Source organism: Enterococcus sp. AZ163 (assembly GCF_050498925.1).
Classification (GTDB): Bacteria; Bacillota; Bacilli; order Lactobacillales; family Enterococcaceae; genus Enterococcus_A; species Enterococcus_A ferrettii.
The window spans coordinates 1,031,504-1,050,333 of sequence record NZ_JBIPAO010000001.1 but is presented as its reverse complement, the minus strand read 5'-3'; the positions used below and the strand labels follow the sequence as shown (position 1 = coordinate 1,050,333).

The following is an 18,830-nucleotide window of genomic DNA, read 5'->3' as shown; positions in this document are numbered from 1 at the left end:
TATTATCTTGGATTACTCCAGCCATCTACAACCTTTACATCAAATACTTTTCCGGATTTACTTTGGAAATAGTGTATAGAAATTTCTTTTCCGTTACTATCATATCCGTCTTTATAAACCTTTTTCCATTCTCCAGATTCAATTTTCCTCATTTCTTCAAGTGCTTTCTTGTTATTTACCTTGTTTGTTTTAGTTCCATTTTGTCTTCCTTTAAACCCTTTAGGATATTTTGGTGCATCTTTTATTCCATTATAAACATTTTTTATGCCTGATCCAGAACTATAATTATTCCCATTCAGACTATTCTGCATCACCATGTTCGCGTGTGCTCCAATTGCTGCAGTGGCGGCTGTTACTAATGCCATTTCTGCTGCAATCATACTTGGCATCGCTGGGGTTGCCGTTCCACCACTACCAACTTCCACAAACAAATCGAATGCTCCGCTTCCAACAGTACCTGCTGCAAACGTTAATCCTGCTGCAACATACTCTGTCATTGCTTGAGCTAAACCAGCTAGTTTCCCAAAGAATACACCATTATTGTATGCTGGATTTTCCTTAATCCAATCTTGATCTAACCACATTGCTAGTCTTGAATTTATAGGAAGTACTATATTATTATTGTGTAGCGTCTGCTTGATATATCCAGCACCAAATGAAGCTCCTGTTTCAATAATATTTTTTCCAGCCTTTTTAGCCTTAGTACAGAAATTGGTCAATGTATTATTTAAAGAATCTCCCCAGTTTTTAAGCAGGTTCTGCCCTTCCTTAGTCTTTGGAATACCCTTATTTCCAGTAGCCTTAGCATAGGCACTGCTAACATATTGTTGACGCTGAGAAGTTTGAAACGCTACTTGCTGCGCATAACTATTATGACCGTAACTAATTGGTGCTCCAGCTGCAGTTGGATAGTAGCCTCCGAAAGAAGAACTATATCCCGCTGCATAGTTTCTGGCTACCGCTGGTGAAAGGAAATTTTGTACCCCAGTCAAAGCTTTGCTGACAACATTTTTAGCACCGTTAAAAACATTACCAACAAACTTTTTAGCACTGTTCCATGCGTTACTTACAAATTTTTTGGTACTGTTCCATGCATTACTTACGAATTTCTTAGTACTATTCCATGCGCTGCTAGCCTTTTTCTTCACACTAGACCATGCACGTTGGAAAATATTCTTCTTATGCCCAGTCGGATCCGTATAATTAATCGGATTATTCTCAACATAGGTATACCCATTTTGACTAAGTGGATTGTCTTCTTCGCCTTCGTAACTATCTTGAGTAAGGAAGGTTCCAGTTTGACTATCGTAGTAGCGTGCCCTTAGATAATTATACCCTGTTATGTCTTGTGCTTCACCTGTATAACCGTACGGATTTCCAGTATCATCTACTTCTTCTGACATTCCGAATACTGAATAGCTATTCGTGCTGTTAAGCTCTCCATCCTGTGTCATGCCTGTCACACTGCCTCTAGCATCCGTCAGATATTGATACTCTTCCTTCGTTTGTTCATTCATGTAGCTGAGCCGTTCGTTCCCATAGGTATAGGTTTCGCGAGCCTTTAGTTCATCATCATACGTTTGAAGTACTTGCGTATTTTCTTGGTTAACATCATTTACGTAGTTTCGTACTTCGTAATAGTTATAGCTGTCCTCTCGAGTGGTATAAGGAATCAATACTTCCTGTACCTCAGAAGAGTAGGTCACTTCGCCTTCACCTGGCAGGTTGCCTAAGCTTGGCGGATTAACAACAATTCCTTCCTCATTCGCTCGATCCTTCGCAATTTTTTGATGATAGGCATGCGAGACAGTGTCAAAGACATCCATCCAAAGATTACCGACTGTTTCCGGTAGACTTGAAATTCCTTGAATAACATTCTCGCTAAATCCGTACCAGAAGAGTGAATTTTCTTCCCCATTCGGACTTGTTTTCGGTGATTTTCTGCCACCAGTGTTTGGTATCTTGTTAGACGAAGACGACGATTTATCTGAAGAAGAATTCTTTGCATCCTTTTCTTTTCGCTTAAAGAGCTGATAAGCTGTTTCATCTTCTGTTCGGCTAGCAGTAAATACGCGATTGTCATCGCCATCATACAGAGCTGCCATCAGGAGGCCTTGATTGTCTTTTACCGCAAGCAAACGATTTTCCGTATCATAGATATAATCTAATACTTCGTCGGTACCGCTTTGTTTAATCCGATTACCATTCTTGTCGTACTCATAACGGATGGTTTGTTCAGGATTTTCCATACTGATCAATCGATTATTGTCATCATACGTAAAATTAGTCGTTTGTTCTTTCCCATCAATGGTTTCCGTACTGGTTAGTTTGTTTCCAGCTAGATCATAAGAATATGCGTAGCTAGCTAACTCATTCTTTTTCTTCTTATCAGAGACCGTCATTTGAGCAACTTGACCAAGACTGTCATACTCATAGGTTTGAACGATAGTCTTGCCATCTTGAGTAATCGTTTCTTCAGAAACATAGTTATCTGCATCGTAAGCGTATTGATAAGAGGCAATTGTTTTTCCCTTCTTATCTTGATGGTCGATTTTCTCCACTCGATTATCCAAGCGATAACTCAGCGTTGAGACCGTTCCATCCTTACGTTTGATCTTCGTCATGTTTCCTGCTTCGTCGTATTCATAGGTGGTCGTTTTATTGTCACTATCGGTTACCTTTGTTAGTCGATCTAATTCATCATAGTTGTATTTGACCTCTGATCCGTCCGCATAGGTCAGCTTCTTGATATTTCCATAGTCATCGTAGTCGTACTTAATTAGACTACCATCGCCTTGACGAACACCAGTGATTTCATCTTCCTCATTGTATTCGTAATTCGTCTGACCGGTTAAATCATTCATGGATACCCGACGACCTTCTGCATCATAGGTATACATGACCGTACCATCCGATTTTTCTGAATAGTTCACCTGCAGAAGTTGATCTAACTTATTGTAATCGTACTTGATCGTTTTCCCGTTGGCTTGCTGAACACTGTCCAGACGATTGTCTACGTCGTAGGTATATTTCGTCGTGTCTCCTAAGCTGTTCACTTTTTCGACTGCATTGGACAACTCGTCATATTTGTACTTTGTCACTTTGCCATTTCCGTTGGTGATTTCAGTTACATTTCCGACTGAATCGTAGGCATAGCTGGTTTTAGAGGCTTTATCTCCTGATCCAGTAATTGCTTCGATTAATTGGTCAGCCTTATCATAGCTATAGCTGTTTACCCGCTGTCCACCGGAAGTAACATTGGTTAAATTATTGTTCCCATCGTAAGCAAATTCGTTGAAGGCTCCTTCACTGGAGGTTACCTTTGTTAGTCGATTGTCTTTATCATAATTGTACGTTGTGATTCGTCCGGCTGTATCTGTCTCAGCGATTAAACGGTTTTCTTCGTCATAACTGTTAGTGGTTACCTGTCCTAATGGATTAACGGTTTCTGTAAGATTCCCATTTGGATCGTATTTGTAGGTTTCTTTGCGTTTGCCATTAATTGTTCTTGTGGTTAATTGTCCCACAGGATCATACTCGTAAGCTGTTTGACGACCGGTTGGCTGAGTCACTGTTTCCAAGCGGTCTAACACATCATAGCTATAATTTGTTTTTATACCGCTAGGGCTTACTGCTTCAACTAAATTCCCAACATCATCATAATCGAAAGTAGTGGTTAAATCAGCAGGATCAGTGGTGGTAAGCAGTCGTCCAGCTTCATCATAGGTGTACTTGGTGGTACGTTTTGATTGATCTTCTTGCTGAATCAAATTGCCAGACACATCATAGCTATAGCTTTGAGACAATCCTTTAGGTGCTGTCTGTTGACTTAAGCGCCCAAGCTTGTCATAGGCATAGCTATATTTGGCACCAGTTGGCAAAGTACGACTCATCGCTTGTCCATAAAGGTCGTTTTCATAGGTTGTTTGGTGCCCATTCTCATCAGTTTCCGACAGAAGACTGCCCGTTTGGTCATAGGTATATTGACTTACACCACCCGTTGGTTTTGTAACACTTGCCAAGCGGTTCATTTCGTCATAGGTATAGCTGGTCGTATTTCCTTCTCCACTTGTTTCTGTCAGTGGATTGCCCAGATTGTCATACGAATAACTTTGTACGGCTCCTGTTGGACTGACTTTCTCCATTAGATGATTCAATGGATCGTATTTTAATGCTGTTGTATTTTCTTTTGCATCTGTATAAAGGATTAAGTTTTGATTGGCGTCGTATCCATAACTGGTTTTTTCACCCTTTTCATCGGTTATGCTCGATACATTTCCCAGTACATCATACGTATAGGTAATGACTCCTCCGGCTGGATTCGTTTCTGTCACAATTTGATTAATATCATCATAAGTGTAAGAGGTTATCCGTCCTTTGTCATCTGTTGCTTCTTTGAGATTGCCATTTTTATCGTAGCTGTACGTCGTTAGTTTTCCTTCAACATCTGTCGAGGTTAACATATTCCCCATGTCATCATAGGTGAAGGCTTCACTTGTTTTATCGACATATTCTACCTTGAGTAAGTTACCTTGAGTGTCATAAGCATACGTAGTGGTTTCACCTAGACTATTAGTTTCTGTGAGACGTTTGCCGTGATTATTGTAGGTATATGTCTCATCTAACCCCTGATTGTCCTTCACATGAACCACTCGATCACTTGCATCATAGTCGTACTCAGTGACTAAACCGTTCGAATGTGTTTCTTTCACCAATCGGTCCAGAGCATCGTAGCTGTTAGTTAAGGTTGTCCCATCTGGTTTCTCGATCTTTTCTGTTTGAGCGGTTGGGGTGTAGGATAGCTTGTGAACATTCCCATTCTCATCTGTGATAGCTGTTGGATAACCGAGTTCGTTATAGGAATAAGTCTTTTGGTTGCCGAGAGCATCTGTGGAACTGGTTATTTGTTCTATCTGATTATAGGAATAGGTTGTTTTATTTCCTAATCCATCCGTTACAATTGCTGGGAGATTGTGACCGTTATACGCAGTGCTGGTTGTGTAACCTGCTGCATCGGTAACACTCGCCTGGTTGCCGTTACCATCATAAGAAATCGATGATTTGTTCCCAAGTGCGTCAGTAATTGTTTCCAATGCGCCGCCTTTTGTATACGTATAAGAAGTCTTCTTCCCTCGAGCATCAGTGAAAGATAAAATATTTCCCATTGCATCATAGGTGTACGTATTTATTTCTTGGTTGGGATGAGTCACTTGAGTTACATTTCCCAATGAGTCATAGGTATAGCTGGTAGTTCGCCCGTCTACTGTTTCACTTAGCTTATTACCATTAGCATCATACTCATAAGTAGAGACTACTCCGGCCTCATCAGTACTCTTAATCACTTGACCTAGATCATCATATTCCATGATCACTTGGGTTCCATCAGGATGTTCCGTTTTAATGATATTACCGGAGGCATCATAGGCATTGCTGGTTACCTGATTTAATGGATCCGTGATAGTTGCGATTTGATTAGCTACTTCATCATAGGTATATGTGCTGTTATTTCCAGCTTCATTAGTATCGCTTAGCAGTCGTCCTAGTGCATCTCTTTGATAGGTCAACGTTTGACTAGCAGCATCTGTTTCACTTAATAAACGATTCCGCTGATCATAGACATAAGTGGTGCTATTCCCTTCAGCATCGGTCATTTGGATTCTATTGCCGACACCGTCATAGACATACGAATAGCTGCCGCCTTCGCCATTTGTCTTGGTCAAGGGGCTTCCAACTGCATTATAGGTATAGCTCGAAGTAAAGCCATTTCCGTCAGTTTGAGCAATCACTTGACCAGCGCCGTCAAAGGTATACGAGGTCTTCTGTCCATCTGGTGTAGTTTCACTGGTTTTCCGTCCCTCGTTGTCATAGGTCATTGTCGTGACTCCGCCCAACGGATTGGTCATACTGACTGGAAGACCATGGGAATTATAGTCAATGGTCGTTGTCCCTTTGAGAGGATTCACTATTTTATTTAAAAATGCCCCAGAATAACCATAAGATGTTGTATTCCCTTCAGAATCGGTCGTGCTAGTCACACGTCCTTGTTTATCTACTTCAAAAGCTGTACTCGGACGATCATTGATTTGAATAGCCTTTAAATTACCAGAGCCATCGTACGTATAGATGGTTTTCTTTCCGTCGAAGTCAACTTCACTGGTAATATGATTTTTTGCATCATAGGTTGCTTGCTTTACAGCACCATCAAATCGTGTTTCAGTTAGGATATTTCCATTGTCATCGTAGGTATAGCTAGTGGTCTGACCTGCTTCATTTGTCTCACTCGTCAGCCGGTTAGCTGCATCATAGGTGTTAGAGACACTTGTTCCATCAAGATAATCGATTCCCGTTGTCCTGTATTGCTTATCATAATGATAGGTGGTACTATTTCCATTCCCATCCGTTGTAAGTGTTTGCCCATTACTATACTCAAGAGTAGAAACTGCACCTGTGCCATCTACTTGTTTTACGACACGACCTTCTTTGTCATACGTGTTTTCAATAATCTTAGTACCATTTCCATCATACCAAGCAGTCATCAGGCCTTCTTTGTTGTACTCATAACGAGTTTTTACACCCGTTGAATCAGTAAAACTGGTCAAATGTCCATTGTCATCATATTCATAAGTTAATTTGGACCCATTAGGCACAGTAATACTTCCGATATACCCTTCTTCGTTCATAGAAACATTGTAAAGAGCTCCTGTAGGATCAGTGATTGCTGTTAATTGTGCATTCTTATTATAATCAAGCTTAGTAACGTTCCCTTTTTCATCTTTCTGACTCGCCAGAAGACCAAAATAATTAAAGATTTTTTCTTGATTTTCACTATCTGTAATATGGTATTCTTTGACAGTGTATTTTTCTTTTCCATTGCCAAAATCGGCTTCTTTTGTTTCTTTATCTTTCACTGACAGAGTTAAGTCGTAACCTTCAGGCGCCACATACTTGTTGCCCTCTTTTTTAAACTTTAAGATACTGCCATCGGTCCGCGTATAATAAAGATTGCCTTTTTCATCACTGGTTACCTGCTCGTTGTAAGCAAACGACCAACCTCGACCAAAGAGACTATTATAATCTGCCCCTTTAGAATTGTATGAACGGGTTATCTCGAAGTCGCTAGTAAAACTCGGAATCGATACATCGGTACGATCTAAATAAAAGTTCCCAGTGTTTAGGTTAATTGGTTCGAAGCCAAACTCACAGTGAAGACCTCGCCCCATTAGTAAACTATCAATATCCTCTTTTGTTCCATCAGAAAGCTTTGGTGGATTATAAGGTTTATCCGCATTCTTTTTCGGATTACGAATAAAGAGTGTATTATTACTCAAAAGGAGCATATCCTGCACACGATTATCATAAACAATTTGTGCCAACGGAACGCCATAATAAGCTGCTATTTTAGGCAGAGTATCATATTGAGTAACCTTATAGACAACGAATTTTTCGCTATTCTTCTTTCCACTGCTATTTCCATCCTTTTTACTCTCAGCGTCTATCGTATAAACTTTATTAAAATCAGGACTAGTAAAAGGGATTCCAGTTTGCCAATTGGATAATTTGTCTCTATATTTGGTTGTTCCCTTTGGAAAATATGAATCAAACAAACTCGAATTAGGATACTTGTAGGAATAACTTGCATAAGACTGTCCGCTATAGCTCTTTCCTGCGTCACTCAATTCGTAATCGACAATCGCTCCAGGAGTAGTTAACCCATCTGAAAACACCCCTTGAAATTGCAGCTTCCCGCTTTTGTCTGTCAGCATCATGGAACGAAGAGCAACAGAAGTATCCTTAAGTGGATAATTTGCATCAACCGGATCAGGAATCGACCAATTAATCGTCATACTTGGTCGTTTGTCCGGAGTGAAGTCTACCTGTCCTGGGCCACCAGTTGAATAAGTTGTATAGAAGGCTCCACCATAATCATTTTCATTAGTTGCTTGAACAACGATTCCATAGTTTGGACTTGTTCCTTGAACCCAGCTGTTTACCGCATCTCGAATATCAAAACTGTGCATTCCATGCTTTGCCGAACTAATCGCATTTTCACCTGTGGGTTCTTGCGATAAACCTACAGAATTATCCCAAGTCAATGCGTTAATATCAAAATCCTGAGTAAGCTTGTAGCTGGAAAACGTTGCATTGGTTTGAGGATACTGGATATATTGGTACAAATTATAACTAGCATTATCGATTTTTGCTTCTTTCGGAATCTTCGAAAAATCATAGTTTACTTTGGTATAGATCCTGGTACGACCTACGTCCTTAGCATTCCATATACCGGTCATTGCTTGTGTGATATATCCAACATACCCATAGCCACGTCCCTGATAGGTTCCATGAACAGAACTGGTTACCGTATCAATCAGGTTTTCAGTCGGAACCGTTACTGTAGGATCGATTCGAACAGGATATGCTCGATTCGTATCCTTAAGCCATTCTTCACTTGCGTCAATTGTCAGTTCATACTTATCTTTTTGTTCTTTTAAGCTTAACTGAATCTCATCACTCGTTTCCCCAGCATTATCGATCATTACAGGTGCAGACAATACAAACAGAACTTCCTTTTTCCCTTTTCTAGTAATAATAACCTGATTGTTTTCTACAGTTGCTGAGTATTTATCAGAAGAAAAATAGTAAGTAAACTGATGCTTCTCTCGCCATTCCTCCAAAATAATTTCTTCTTTGACACCATTATCAGTAATTGTATACTGGACATCATCTGCTTCATCGACATTGTTGTACAAAAGAGCATTTTCTTTTACTGTGGCATTTTCATAGGTCACATCTTTAGGAATTAACTCTAATGTATCTTTTCCTTTAGAAACTTGAATCCCTTGATTTTTATCTACTTTACTAGGCAGCACAACATCTACTGGACTACCGTTCGGTTTAAAGACTGTTTCATTACCTTTATTGTCGGTTATCAGACTTAAATCAACAGGTATTTCCGTTCCCTCGTCATCTTTGTACGTTTTTACATCTCCACTGATATAAGTGATGAAATGTGTTTCATCCACTTTATAAATTTGTTCTTGTCCATCTACTAAAATCGGTTCGCCATATTTTTCTCTTAAAGCTTCTTCTTCGATACTGTTCTTTTTCTCTTCTACTTCTGGTAAGCGAACCTCATAGTCTTTTGGTTCTTCAGCTTTATTTTCCGTTGACTCTTCCGGTTGGGTTTTAACTTCCTCTTCCGACTGCTCACTAGAAGACTGACCTGTTTCCTTTACCTCTTTAGTAGAAGGAACCTCAACTGAATTTCCTGCATCAGGAATAACAGATTCCTGAACACTCTCAATCGTATCCTTGTAATAATTTTCTGCCTTGCTTTGATCAACGGCCTCTTTAATATCCTCCGCATATGCAATGGGCATACTCCCCATTAACAAGCTTACCAACATGACATGCTTAACAAAATTTCCTACTATTTTCTTCATACCTTTACCCCTAACAAAATTTTTAAGATCGGATCAATTCCTTATAAACAACTCCTATTGCAATAACTAAGTCAGCAATAAACATCGCTAACGAACCCATCATTGGGAAGGCCAGACTAATCCCTATAGATATACTTAATAGTAGAAATACACCCAGTAACATTTTTTTTAATAATGGATTTTTCCAACTAAAGGGTTTCTCTAACAGGAGAGTGAGACAATAATAGATAAAAGCAAACCGTAAAATTCCTTGTATATAAGTGGTCACAACCCAAATGAAGCTCTTCACCCATTCATAGCTCATGGCTGTGGACCGATAAATCCCCTCTCCAATTAATCCAAGGGCAACTCCAGAAATTAGAACCACCAGTACGTAATTTCTAATTGCTACGCGTGCCTTGTCCTTGGAAGAAACGCGTTTATAGAACTGGTAAAACAAAATCAGCAACAGGCCTAAGCCTACACTTATCGTTAAAACACCTAAAACATAAAATAGATTGGCGTTCCTGTTAGCATCAAACATAGAAACCAACAGCTCATTTAAAAATAAGTAATTGCCCATTCCATAAAACATCAAACCTAAAACATACATAAAAAAATAGAGTCTTTTTGGCGCTATCTTTAATTGATTTTTAAACTGGTCTTCTTTCTCTTTCAATCGCGTGAACAACAAATCTTCTCCCCCCATCTTCCGCATCACAAGTAGATAAAATTAATAACCTGTCAGTAGTTTTTCTCTTTAATTCACGATAATTCCCACCTAGCTCTACAGAAAGCTCTTTGATTTGCCCAAAATAAGCATTTACGGCATTCTTATTTTCTAGATGAAACGTATGATAAATGTGTTCATCGGTAAAACTGTATGCCGCAAAAACCTCATAAGAGATCTTTTCCTGCTGTGTTTGGACGGTAACTCGCTTATTTTTGTTAAAAAATTCAGGATCCGCAAAGTATGATAGTGTGCCAAACATAGTCCCATCCTGTGTGGCATGACCATAAATAATAGTTGCCAAATCATTGAAATCCTTTGCATTTACTCGTTCTGTAAAAATTGCGCCATAGATCGATTCGTTATGATCGACATCATGGCTAAGATAGTAGCTGTCATCAGTTGGATGCTGTGCAACAGGATAATCAATATTCGTATCCTCAACATGCAAGTATGCATAGACTTCTTTGTCGTTGCTGAGAGAACTAAGCGTTTTTTCAGAAGCTGCCTCCATTGACAACTCATTTAAGTGAGTCACCTTAACCCAACAGAAACATAGAATGCCTAGTATTAAAATAAAAGTAAGGAATCGCTTCAATTAATCACCTCTCCTTCAAAGTTCATTTGCGAAGAGACCAACAAATAGCTCTTCACTTTTCGTCATTTCACCAGTAACCATTAAAATAATGCAGCTTATTTTCAAAACGAAAAAATATAGTAACTACCAACAAACTTCATCTCCCACCTCTTTCAATTTACTCACTATGCACGAAACAATCTGTACAAAAATATAACTCATTGATTTCTTTTGCTTTTTCTCACACCCGCAAGTTATTTGCGTCATAAACGCTGAAATATCTACTCAAACACAGCCTCATTTTTTGTGAAATCAGTAGACCTGCCACTCTTCATTAAAAAAAGTAAAATATTAATAAAAAGGGCATATTAATAAAAGTATAAAATATTTGGGAATAAGAAGAGGTTTTTCATCATAAAAGACTCTTTTTGGTTCATAATCGGTAGTATAATGAGATTCTTCTCCCTCTCAACTACGAGGTTCAGATGAAATTATTCAACACTAAAAATAAAGATTAGAAGTTTTTGCTGTACAAAAATAGTATATAAATAAATCACATATAACTTGCCTGCACTTATTCAATCTTTTGGAAAACTCGTACAAGTCAGAAGTATCAAAAGTACTTTTGTATTGCTTAATTTCTTGAAAATCTACTTTTTGAACAAACAATTTTCCAGAAAACATACCTGATTTTCAAACAGGTTTAAATAACCTTCGTTTTCTATTTCCTTCCCATTGACATTTATTCAGCTAGCCTTTAGACTGTAACCTACAATAACTAAATACGAGATGCCTCAATCAATGAGGTAGAGGTCGCGAAGCTTATTAATCCTGTGGAGTGCAAGAGACATGAAGAAGCAGGTCTAGGAAGTTTCGCCGAAATGTACAGAATTCTCTTTTTGTTCTGTATGTTGGGACGCAAGCGAATAACTTGCGGACTGTCTTAGCAGTGATGCTAAGTTGCGCTATGTTTTGTGAGAGGAACATCTTATAGTTGCAAGCGGCCTTTGTTTTCTGGCGGCTTTTTTCTTTTTGTTGGATTTACTTCGCAAGAACAGGCACCTGTCTCGTTTATCATAGTAAAGGGGAGAAAAACATGAACAAAAGATTTTTTTCAGTTATCGCATTTATCGCTTTGTTTGTATCATTTCTAGGTCTGCCGCTGGTGTCACAGGCAGATGATAAAACACCAGAAGGAGAACTGCGGGTCGGCATGGAAGCCGGCTATGCTCCATTTAACTGGACGCAAAAGGATGATCGCAACGGCGCGGTCCAAATCCAAGGAGATAAATCCTATGCGGGTGGTTACGACGTCGAGATTGCAAAGAGAATCGCTGATAAAATGAATCGTAAGCTGGTCATCGTTAAGACTGAATGGGATGGCCTGTTGCCAGCCTTACAATCAGGCAAAATTGATGCCGTTATTGCAGGGATGTCACCGACGGAGGAACGACGTAAGGAAATTGACTTCTCTGATGATTATTATGAATCACAGCTAGTTATTATTACTCGCAAGGATTCCAAATATGCAAAAGCTACTTCCTTAAAAGACTTCTCTGGAGCAAAAATTACTGCCCAGCTAAGTACGTTCCATTATGGCGTTATTGATCAAATTCCCAATGTAAACAAACAGCAGGCCATGGATAATTTCCCTGCTATGCGAGTTGCCCTAGAATCAGGTACGATTGATGGGTATGTCGGTGAACGTCCTGAAGGGGTCACCGTTGAATCAGTAAATCCAGATTTGAACATGGTAGAGTTTCCAGAGGGTCAAGGATTCCAGACTAACCCAGAGGACGTGCAGGTATCTGTAGGTATGCGTAAAGGTGATCCTTTATTATCCGAAGTAAATCAGGTTTTAAGCACTATTTCTGCTGATGAACGTACGGATATTATGGATCAGGCGATTAAAAATCAGCCGGCTAGCGAAGAATCTACTACAGAAAGCGGCAAGCAAGAAAATGTATTTGTCCGTATCTTGAAACAAAATGGCATGATGTTCTTACGAGGAACAGGTATGACTCTGTTGTTAGCAATTGTTGGTACGACTGTTGGTACTGGAATCGGCTTGTTAATCGGGGTCTTTCGGACTATACCTGAATCAAAAAATAGCGCCAAACGCGGTATGCAAAAGGTGGTTGGCTGGCTGCTGAATGCATATATCGAAATTTTCCGCGGTACACCAATGATCGTTCAATCAGCCGTTATCTACTATGGAATTGCGATGGCTTTCGGAATCGACTTGAACCGAACCGCCGCTGCTTTGTTTATCGTTTCAATTAACACCGGAGCGTATATGTCTGAAATTGTCCGTGGTGGTATCTACTCGGTTGATAAAGGCCAGTTTGAAGCAGCTCACGCGATTGGGATGACTCATGGACAAACCATGAGTAAAGTGGTATTGCCACAAGTATTGCGCAACATTTTACCGGCAACTGGTAATGAATTGGTAATCAATATCAAGGATACTTCTGTTTTAAGTATTATTTCTGTTTCTGAGTTGTTCTTCCAAGGGAAATCCGCGGCTGGAACCAACTATCTGTTCTTCCAAACCTACTTCATTATCTGTGTAATTTATTTTGTCTTAACCTTCTCAGCCACTCGTCTATTGCGCCTTGTCGAGAAGAAAATGGATGGCCCAGATGCTTACGCACGTTTAGAAGAAACCGACGTTGCAATTGAAGCAGACAAATAATTTTAGGAGGTATTCTTATGGACAGCATTATTCAAATCGAACACTTGAAAAAAAGCTTTGGCGATAACCTCGTCTTAAAAGATATTAATATGACCGTGAATAAAGGCGAAGTTGTGACCATTATCGGGGCATCCGGTTCTGGTAAATCAACATTCCTGCGTTGCATTAATTTACTAGAAGCACCGACTGGCGGGAAAATCCTTTATAAAGGTGAAAACGTCTTAGCGGATGGCTATAACCTGCCAAAATATCGTACTCATTTAGGCATGGTTTTCCAATCCTTTAACCTGTTTAACAACATGAATGTTTTACAAAACTGTATGAGCGGCCAATTAACGGTGCTGAAACGCAACGAGGAGGAAGCTCGCAAGGTAGCGACTGAAAACCTGGAAAAAGTTGGAATGGCTCGTTTCATTGATGCTAAACCAGCTCAATTATCCGGTGGTCAAAAACAACGGGTGGCCATCGCTCGTGCATTGTCAATGAATCCTGAAGTAATGTTGTTTGATGAACCAACCTCTGCCCTAGATCCAGAGATGGTTGGTGATGTGTTAAGCATCATGAAAAACTTGGCAGAATCTGGCTTAACCATGGTCGTGGTAACTCACGAAATGGCCTTTGCCAAAGAAGTTTCTGACCGGGTCATCTTTATGGATCAAGGCTTGATTGCTGAAGAAGGCTCACCAGAGGACATCTTCGTTCGACCAAAGGAAGCCCGTACCAAAGAATTCCTGCGTCGGGTACTTCATCCAGAACCATAAAGTTAAAAGGAGCTTGATCATTCGATCAGGCTCCTTTTTTTGCAGGAAGTATCTTATGATAATACTCATCCGCCTTGCGATATGAAACGACCCACAAGCCAGATACCAAAAAGCGTCCCAGCATGCCGACTGCCGGATAAATAAACACGCCAGCCAATAAAATTAAATTAATAATCATTGACAAGCGGCTACGTTTATCGCGGCTTAAAACCTTCACTACATGACTATTGGGATCATTGGCTTGAATCACTTTTTTTGAAAATATGCCGAATGAAAAACTCCACATCCCATAAACCACTACATAAGCCAGCTCAGGCCAAAATTGATTGGGATTACGACCTACCCAGCTGGTAACTGCTGGACACAGCGTCAGCCAAAACAGCCAGAAAATATTGGCCCAAATCACTCCATAATTTATTTTCTCTGCCATCTGCATAACGCGATGATGATTCACCCAAATCACCGCTACAAAGATAAAACTAACTACGTAGGCTAATAGTGTGTTAAATATACTATAAAGAGATGCAAATGTCGGCGGATCTGGAATCTGAATATCTAAGACCAGGACGGTCAAAACAATTGCGACCACTCCATCAGTGAATGCTTCGAGTCTTGATTTTGTCATGTTTATCACCTTCATGCACAGCATACACGAAAAAAACATTTCCTGCATAAATTTAAACTTTTATAGCGGTTTCGTACCTATAAACTGACAGTTTTTAACAAATAAAGTACAATGTAGACAAGTCTCGGCTATTAAGCCTGTAAAGGAGGAAAATAAGATGCTTTATGAAGAACTGATGCTTGATTCATCGCTCCTTCTACGTTTTAAAATTTTCCACTATTTGAATCAATCCAGTATGCAAATTTTTCCAGTCAACCAATTATCTGATGTAATGGATTTGAACTACCAGCAAACAGTAATTGAATTAAATGAAATTGATCAAGAATTAAAAGATATCCATCCAGAGCACGAAAGTATTATGATGCGGGCCGGGAAGATTAATTTAGATAATCTCTCAGCTACTGTTGATGAGTACCGTTATCATTTATTGAAACAGTCTGTGCCATTCCAATTCATCTTATATTTTTTAAATGAAGAGATACCTACAATTAAAGCTTTTTGCGATGAATATTTTGTCAGCCGCTCCACTATTTCCCGTAAGATCAATCGGTTAAAACGCTATTTAAAAACCTTTAACTTACGTTTTACATACACCGAAGCAGGAATGTCTGGAGATGAACGACTGATTCGAATTGCGCTGTTTGATATTTTATGGTTAGGAACTCGAGGGTTAGATTATCCTCTGGAAGTCAATCAACAATTAGTAGATCAATCTGTTGAAACCTTTCAATCCTATTTTCCGCTGTCTCGTACCTATTTCGGCGTGCGGGAATTACGTTTATTCGCGGGAATTTCCCTACTGCGTCTAAACAAACAACATTTCACTAAATACGATTCACGCTACAATTTCTTGATGAAGGACAATCCTTACTACGATTTTACTTCACTAGGAAAAATTATTGACGTGCCATTAACCACTAGACAATTAAAGGGTGAGACCAGTTTCATTTATTTTCTGGCTCATTATGCTCCTTTTTATACTGTTCGTGATGACAGCAGTCTGAAGCAAACGATCCATGATTTTGATACTCGGCCAAACCCGGTGAATGCTTTTGTAACTGAATTTCGCCGTTTTGGCAAAAAGGCTCTATTTCCAGACAAGCCAGAGATTTTGGATGATCCATTGATTATCGGCAATCTGTTAAATATAACTTTTGCCTACTATATCTTCCGGCAACCCTTTCCAAATATCATGAGTATGGTGTTTAAGCCGAGTCAAAATCAGTCTTATGGTGAACATGTAATAGAACAAAACATTATGAATTTCATGCAAATAGTCGGTGAAAATCCTGACTATCAGTTCATACGTCCCGTGGGTGTACTGCTAGGAAAATCCTTCAAACACTTACTGATGCCCAGCTTCAATCAATTTCCTTATGCTCAGAATTTAAGGCTTGGAATTGCTATGGAGCATAATGCCATGTTTGTTCAGGAACTGTACCACTTCTTGGAGGACCTGCGCTTTGTTCAGGCAGAACCTTATGATGCTTCCTTGAAGGAGGACTATGATTTAATCATCAGCTCTTCCATGCTGTTAAGAAGCGAAAAAACGAAGCTGCCGATTTATGTTCTCGATCATAATTACAAAGAAAAAGATCTCATCCCTCTATACACGAAGCTGCGAGAAATTTATGGTCAGAAAAACCGGGCAAATGCGAAGTCATAAGAAATCGTTAAAGAAAAAGAAAAATTCAACGAACAAAATTCATCGATTTCCTATTCTTTGATCATGATTCTGTCACATTTAGCTTGTATTATATAGACATACCAACAAACAACCCTAACACTTTTTCATTTTTTAACTCCTTGCCTGCCGGCCACCCACCGGCAGGCTTTCTTGTTGTCGATTCTGTTTTTTGCAGATTATTAGGTCAGATTAATCCATTGGCTGGGCTTGTTAAAATTCGGAAGAAAAGTCAATTTTCCAGAAACTTAAAGATATATGATGAAGTTTATTAGAGCGTTTTTTTGATATTGACTCTATTTCTTATCATTCTGAGGAAAAATGAGTTTTTCAGAACCTATATAGTTAAACTCTTTTCAAGTTTTATGATTTTCCAATACTTCGTTCACAATTCTTTCACATTTTTCTTGTATTGTATATGTATACCAACAAACAACCCTAACACTTTTTCATTTTTAACTCCTTGCCTGTCGGCCACCCACCGACAGGCTCTTTTTTTAGCTATCTTACTCTCACAGGAAATAATCTAGAAATACAAGGGATCATTAAGTGTCTGTTTGCAAGCCAAGAGCACAATTATATCGTGAAAATTGCATAGCACGATTTTTTTGCAAGTTTTATGGTTTTCCCATACTTCATTCACAATTCTTTCACATCTTGCTTGTATTATATAAATATACCAACAAACAACCCTAACACTTTTTCATTTTTAACTCCTTGCCTGTCAGCCACCCACTGACAGGCTTTTTTGTATTTTTATTAATTTGATTTCAATATATGCAGAAAAATTGATAACATCTTTCAGTTAAAGAAAAACAGCAACTATGTCATAGAAACATTTTTAAAGTTTTCCAACACTTCATTCATAGTTCTTTCACATCTTGCTTGTATTATATAAGTATACCAACAAACAACCCTAACACTTTTTCATTTTTAACTCCTTGCCTGTCAGCCACCCACTGACAGGTTTTTTTAGGTGTTTCTAAAGTTTTTCTTGCCTATACGATTTTTCAACGTTTGTCAAGACTAAATTCATGACTTTTTCACATTTATCTTGTAGTATATAAGCATACCAACAAACAACCCTAACACTTTTTCATTTTTTTTAACTCCTTTTCCCGTCGGCCACCCACCGACGGGTTGTTTTTTTGCCAGTCCAACTTTTTACAGCTTATCCTGCTCGATGCAAATTCTAAAAATATTCCATCATCTCAGCTTCATGCTGTTTAGTTGGATGGTAGGCGTTCGATATTATTTTCAGTTTAGAAGGCTCAGGCCTTATTTTTTTATCTAAAAAACCATTTCAGCACAAAAAAATGGAACCAGTTTTCTGATTCCATTTTGTCTGACTTATTTATTTTTTAGTTTCGAAAAGTGGACTGACTGGTTTGTTTTCATGAATACGTTTAATTGCATCCCCCATCAATTCACCTACACTGATTTCGTCAATTTTATCGATTTTGCGATCATCTGACAAATAGATTGAATCAGTTACTACTAAATGTTCAATTGCAGAGTCTTGGATACGTTGCATAGCAGGGCCGGATAACACAGGGTGCGTACAAGATGCATAAACTTGTTTTGCTCCTGCTTCTTTTAAAGCATTGGCTGCTAAGGTAATGGTACCGGCTGTATCGATCATATCATCGATAATCACACAAGTTTTACCATCAACGTTTCCGATGATGTTCATTACTTCCGCTACGTTCGCTTTTGGTCGTCGTTTGTCGATAATCGCAATCGGCGCTTTCAAAAATTCGGCCAATTTACGCGCACGAGTTACGCCGCCATGGTCAGGAGAGACAACAACTACATCATCGCCGCAAACACCTTGTTCAATAAAGTAATTAGCGATTAAAGGTGCCCCCATCAAATGATCCACTGGAATATCAAAGAATCCTTGGATCTGTGAAGCATGCAGGTCCAATGTTAACAGGCGAGTTGCTCCTGCTTTTTGGATCATGTTTGCAACTAGCTTCGCTGTAATCGGTTCACGAGCACGAGCTTTTCGATCTTGACGTGCGTAGCCATAATAAGGCATTACTACGTTAATAGTTTTTGCACTTGCACGTTTTAGAGCATCAATCATGATTAATAGTTCCATCAAATTATCATTTACCGGACTACTGGTTGACTGAATAACATAGACATGCGCACCACGAATACTTTCTTCGATATTGACCTGAATTTCGCCATCGCTAAATTGCGTTACTGAGCTTTTTCCTAACTGCACACCTACAGCATCAGCAATTTTTTCTGCTAACGGACGATTCGAGTTCAAGGCAAAGATTTTCAATCTTGGATCAAAATACTGTTTTGACATGGGTCCCTCCACTTTC

General features: G+C 39.1%; 8 protein-coding genes and 1 riboswitch. Of the genes, 3 read left to right on the top strand and 5 right to left on the bottom strand.

The window, feature by feature from the left end; genetic code table 11:
- Positions 1–2: 2 nt before the first annotated feature.
- Genes IGI46_RS05080 through IGI46_RS05070 form a run of 3 tightly spaced genes read right to left on the bottom strand, consistent with a single transcriptional unit; the run spans position 3 to position 10,687 of the window.
- Complete coding sequence (locus tag IGI46_RS05080; protein WP_429973031.1) at positions 3–9,440, bottom strand: DUF6531 domain-containing protein; 9,438 nt, start codon at positions 9,438–9,440, stop codon at positions 3–5.
- A 22-nt stretch (positions 9,441–9,462) separates the two neighbouring features.
- Entirely contained in the window at positions 9,463–10,110 is a 648-nt protein-coding gene (locus IGI46_RS05075; RefSeq protein ID WP_429962340.1) for a hypothetical protein, read from the bottom strand.
- Positions 10,073–10,687, bottom strand: a complete 615-nt coding sequence (locus tag IGI46_RS05070) for a class B sortase (RefSeq protein ID WP_429973030.1) — start codon at positions 10,685–10,687, stop codon at positions 10,073–10,075. The genes IGI46_RS05075 and IGI46_RS05070 overlap by 38 nt, the downstream gene beginning before the upstream one ends.
- Before the next feature lie 838 nt (positions 10,688–11,525).
- Positions 11,526–11,702: riboswitch (Lysine riboswitch) on the top strand.
- A gap of 120 nt (positions 11,703–11,822) precedes the next feature.
- Between IGI46_RS05070 and IGI46_RS05065 the strand changes: the two genes are divergently transcribed.
- Both IGI46_RS05065 and IGI46_RS05060 read left to right on the top strand, forming a co-directional pair.
- Complete coding sequence (locus IGI46_RS05065; RefSeq protein WP_429973029.1) at positions 11,823–13,421, top strand: ABC transporter permease subunit; 1,599 nt, start codon at positions 11,823–11,825, stop codon at positions 13,419–13,421.
- A 17-nt stretch (positions 13,422–13,438) separates the two neighbouring features.
- The gene (locus IGI46_RS05060; protein ID WP_207704857.1) at positions 13,439–14,182 is read left to right on the top strand and encodes an amino acid ABC transporter ATP-binding protein; all 744 of its coding nucleotides are present in this window, start codon (positions 13,439–13,441) and stop codon (positions 14,180–14,182) included.
- A 25-nt stretch (positions 14,183–14,207) separates the two neighbouring features.
- Here the strand turns inward: IGI46_RS05060 and IGI46_RS05055 are convergent, their stop codons facing one another.
- Positions 14,208–14,807, bottom strand: coding sequence for a TMEM175 family protein (locus IGI46_RS05055; protein WP_429962337.1), 600 nt, complete (start codon positions 14,805–14,807; stop codon positions 14,208–14,210).
- 157 nt (positions 14,808–14,964) lie between these two features.
- On the opposite strand from IGI46_RS05055, the gene IGI46_RS05050 reads away from it, so the two are divergent.
- A complete protein-coding gene (locus tag IGI46_RS05050; protein ID WP_429962336.1) occupies positions 14,965–16,473 on the top strand; it encodes a helix-turn-helix domain-containing protein in 1,509 nt (502 codons plus the stop codon).
- A gap of 1,372 nt (positions 16,474–17,845) precedes the next feature.
- Here IGI46_RS05050 and IGI46_RS05045 read toward each other — a convergent pair.
- A complete protein-coding gene (locus tag IGI46_RS05045) occupies positions 17,846–18,814 on the bottom strand; it encodes a ribose-phosphate diphosphokinase (protein ID WP_207701411.1) in 969 nt (322 codons plus the stop codon).
- Positions 18,815–18,830 lie beyond the last annotated feature (16 nt).

Coding starts and splice junctions, on each gene's coding strand:
- IGI46_RS05045 (WP_207701411.1), bottom strand. CDS start 18,814: ATGTCAAAACAGTATTTTGATCCAAGATTGAAAATCTTTGCCTTGAAC.
- IGI46_RS05050 (WP_429962336.1), top strand. CDS start 14,965: ATGCTTTATGAAGAACTGATGCTTGATTCATCGCTCCTTCTACGTTTT.
- IGI46_RS05055 (WP_429962337.1), bottom strand. CDS start 14,807: ATGACAAAATCAAGACTCGAAGCATTCACTGATGGAGTGGTCGCAATT.
- IGI46_RS05065 (WP_429973029.1), top strand. CDS start 11,823: ATGAACAAAAGATTTTTTTCAGTTATCGCATTTATCGCTTTGTTTGTA.
- IGI46_RS05060 (WP_207704857.1), top strand. CDS start 13,439: ATGGACAGCATTATTCAAATCGAACACTTGAAAAAAAGCTTTGGCGAT.
- IGI46_RS05080 (WP_429973031.1), bottom strand. CDS start 9,440: ATGAAGAAAATAGTAGGAAATTTTGTTAAGCATGTCATGTTGGTAAGC.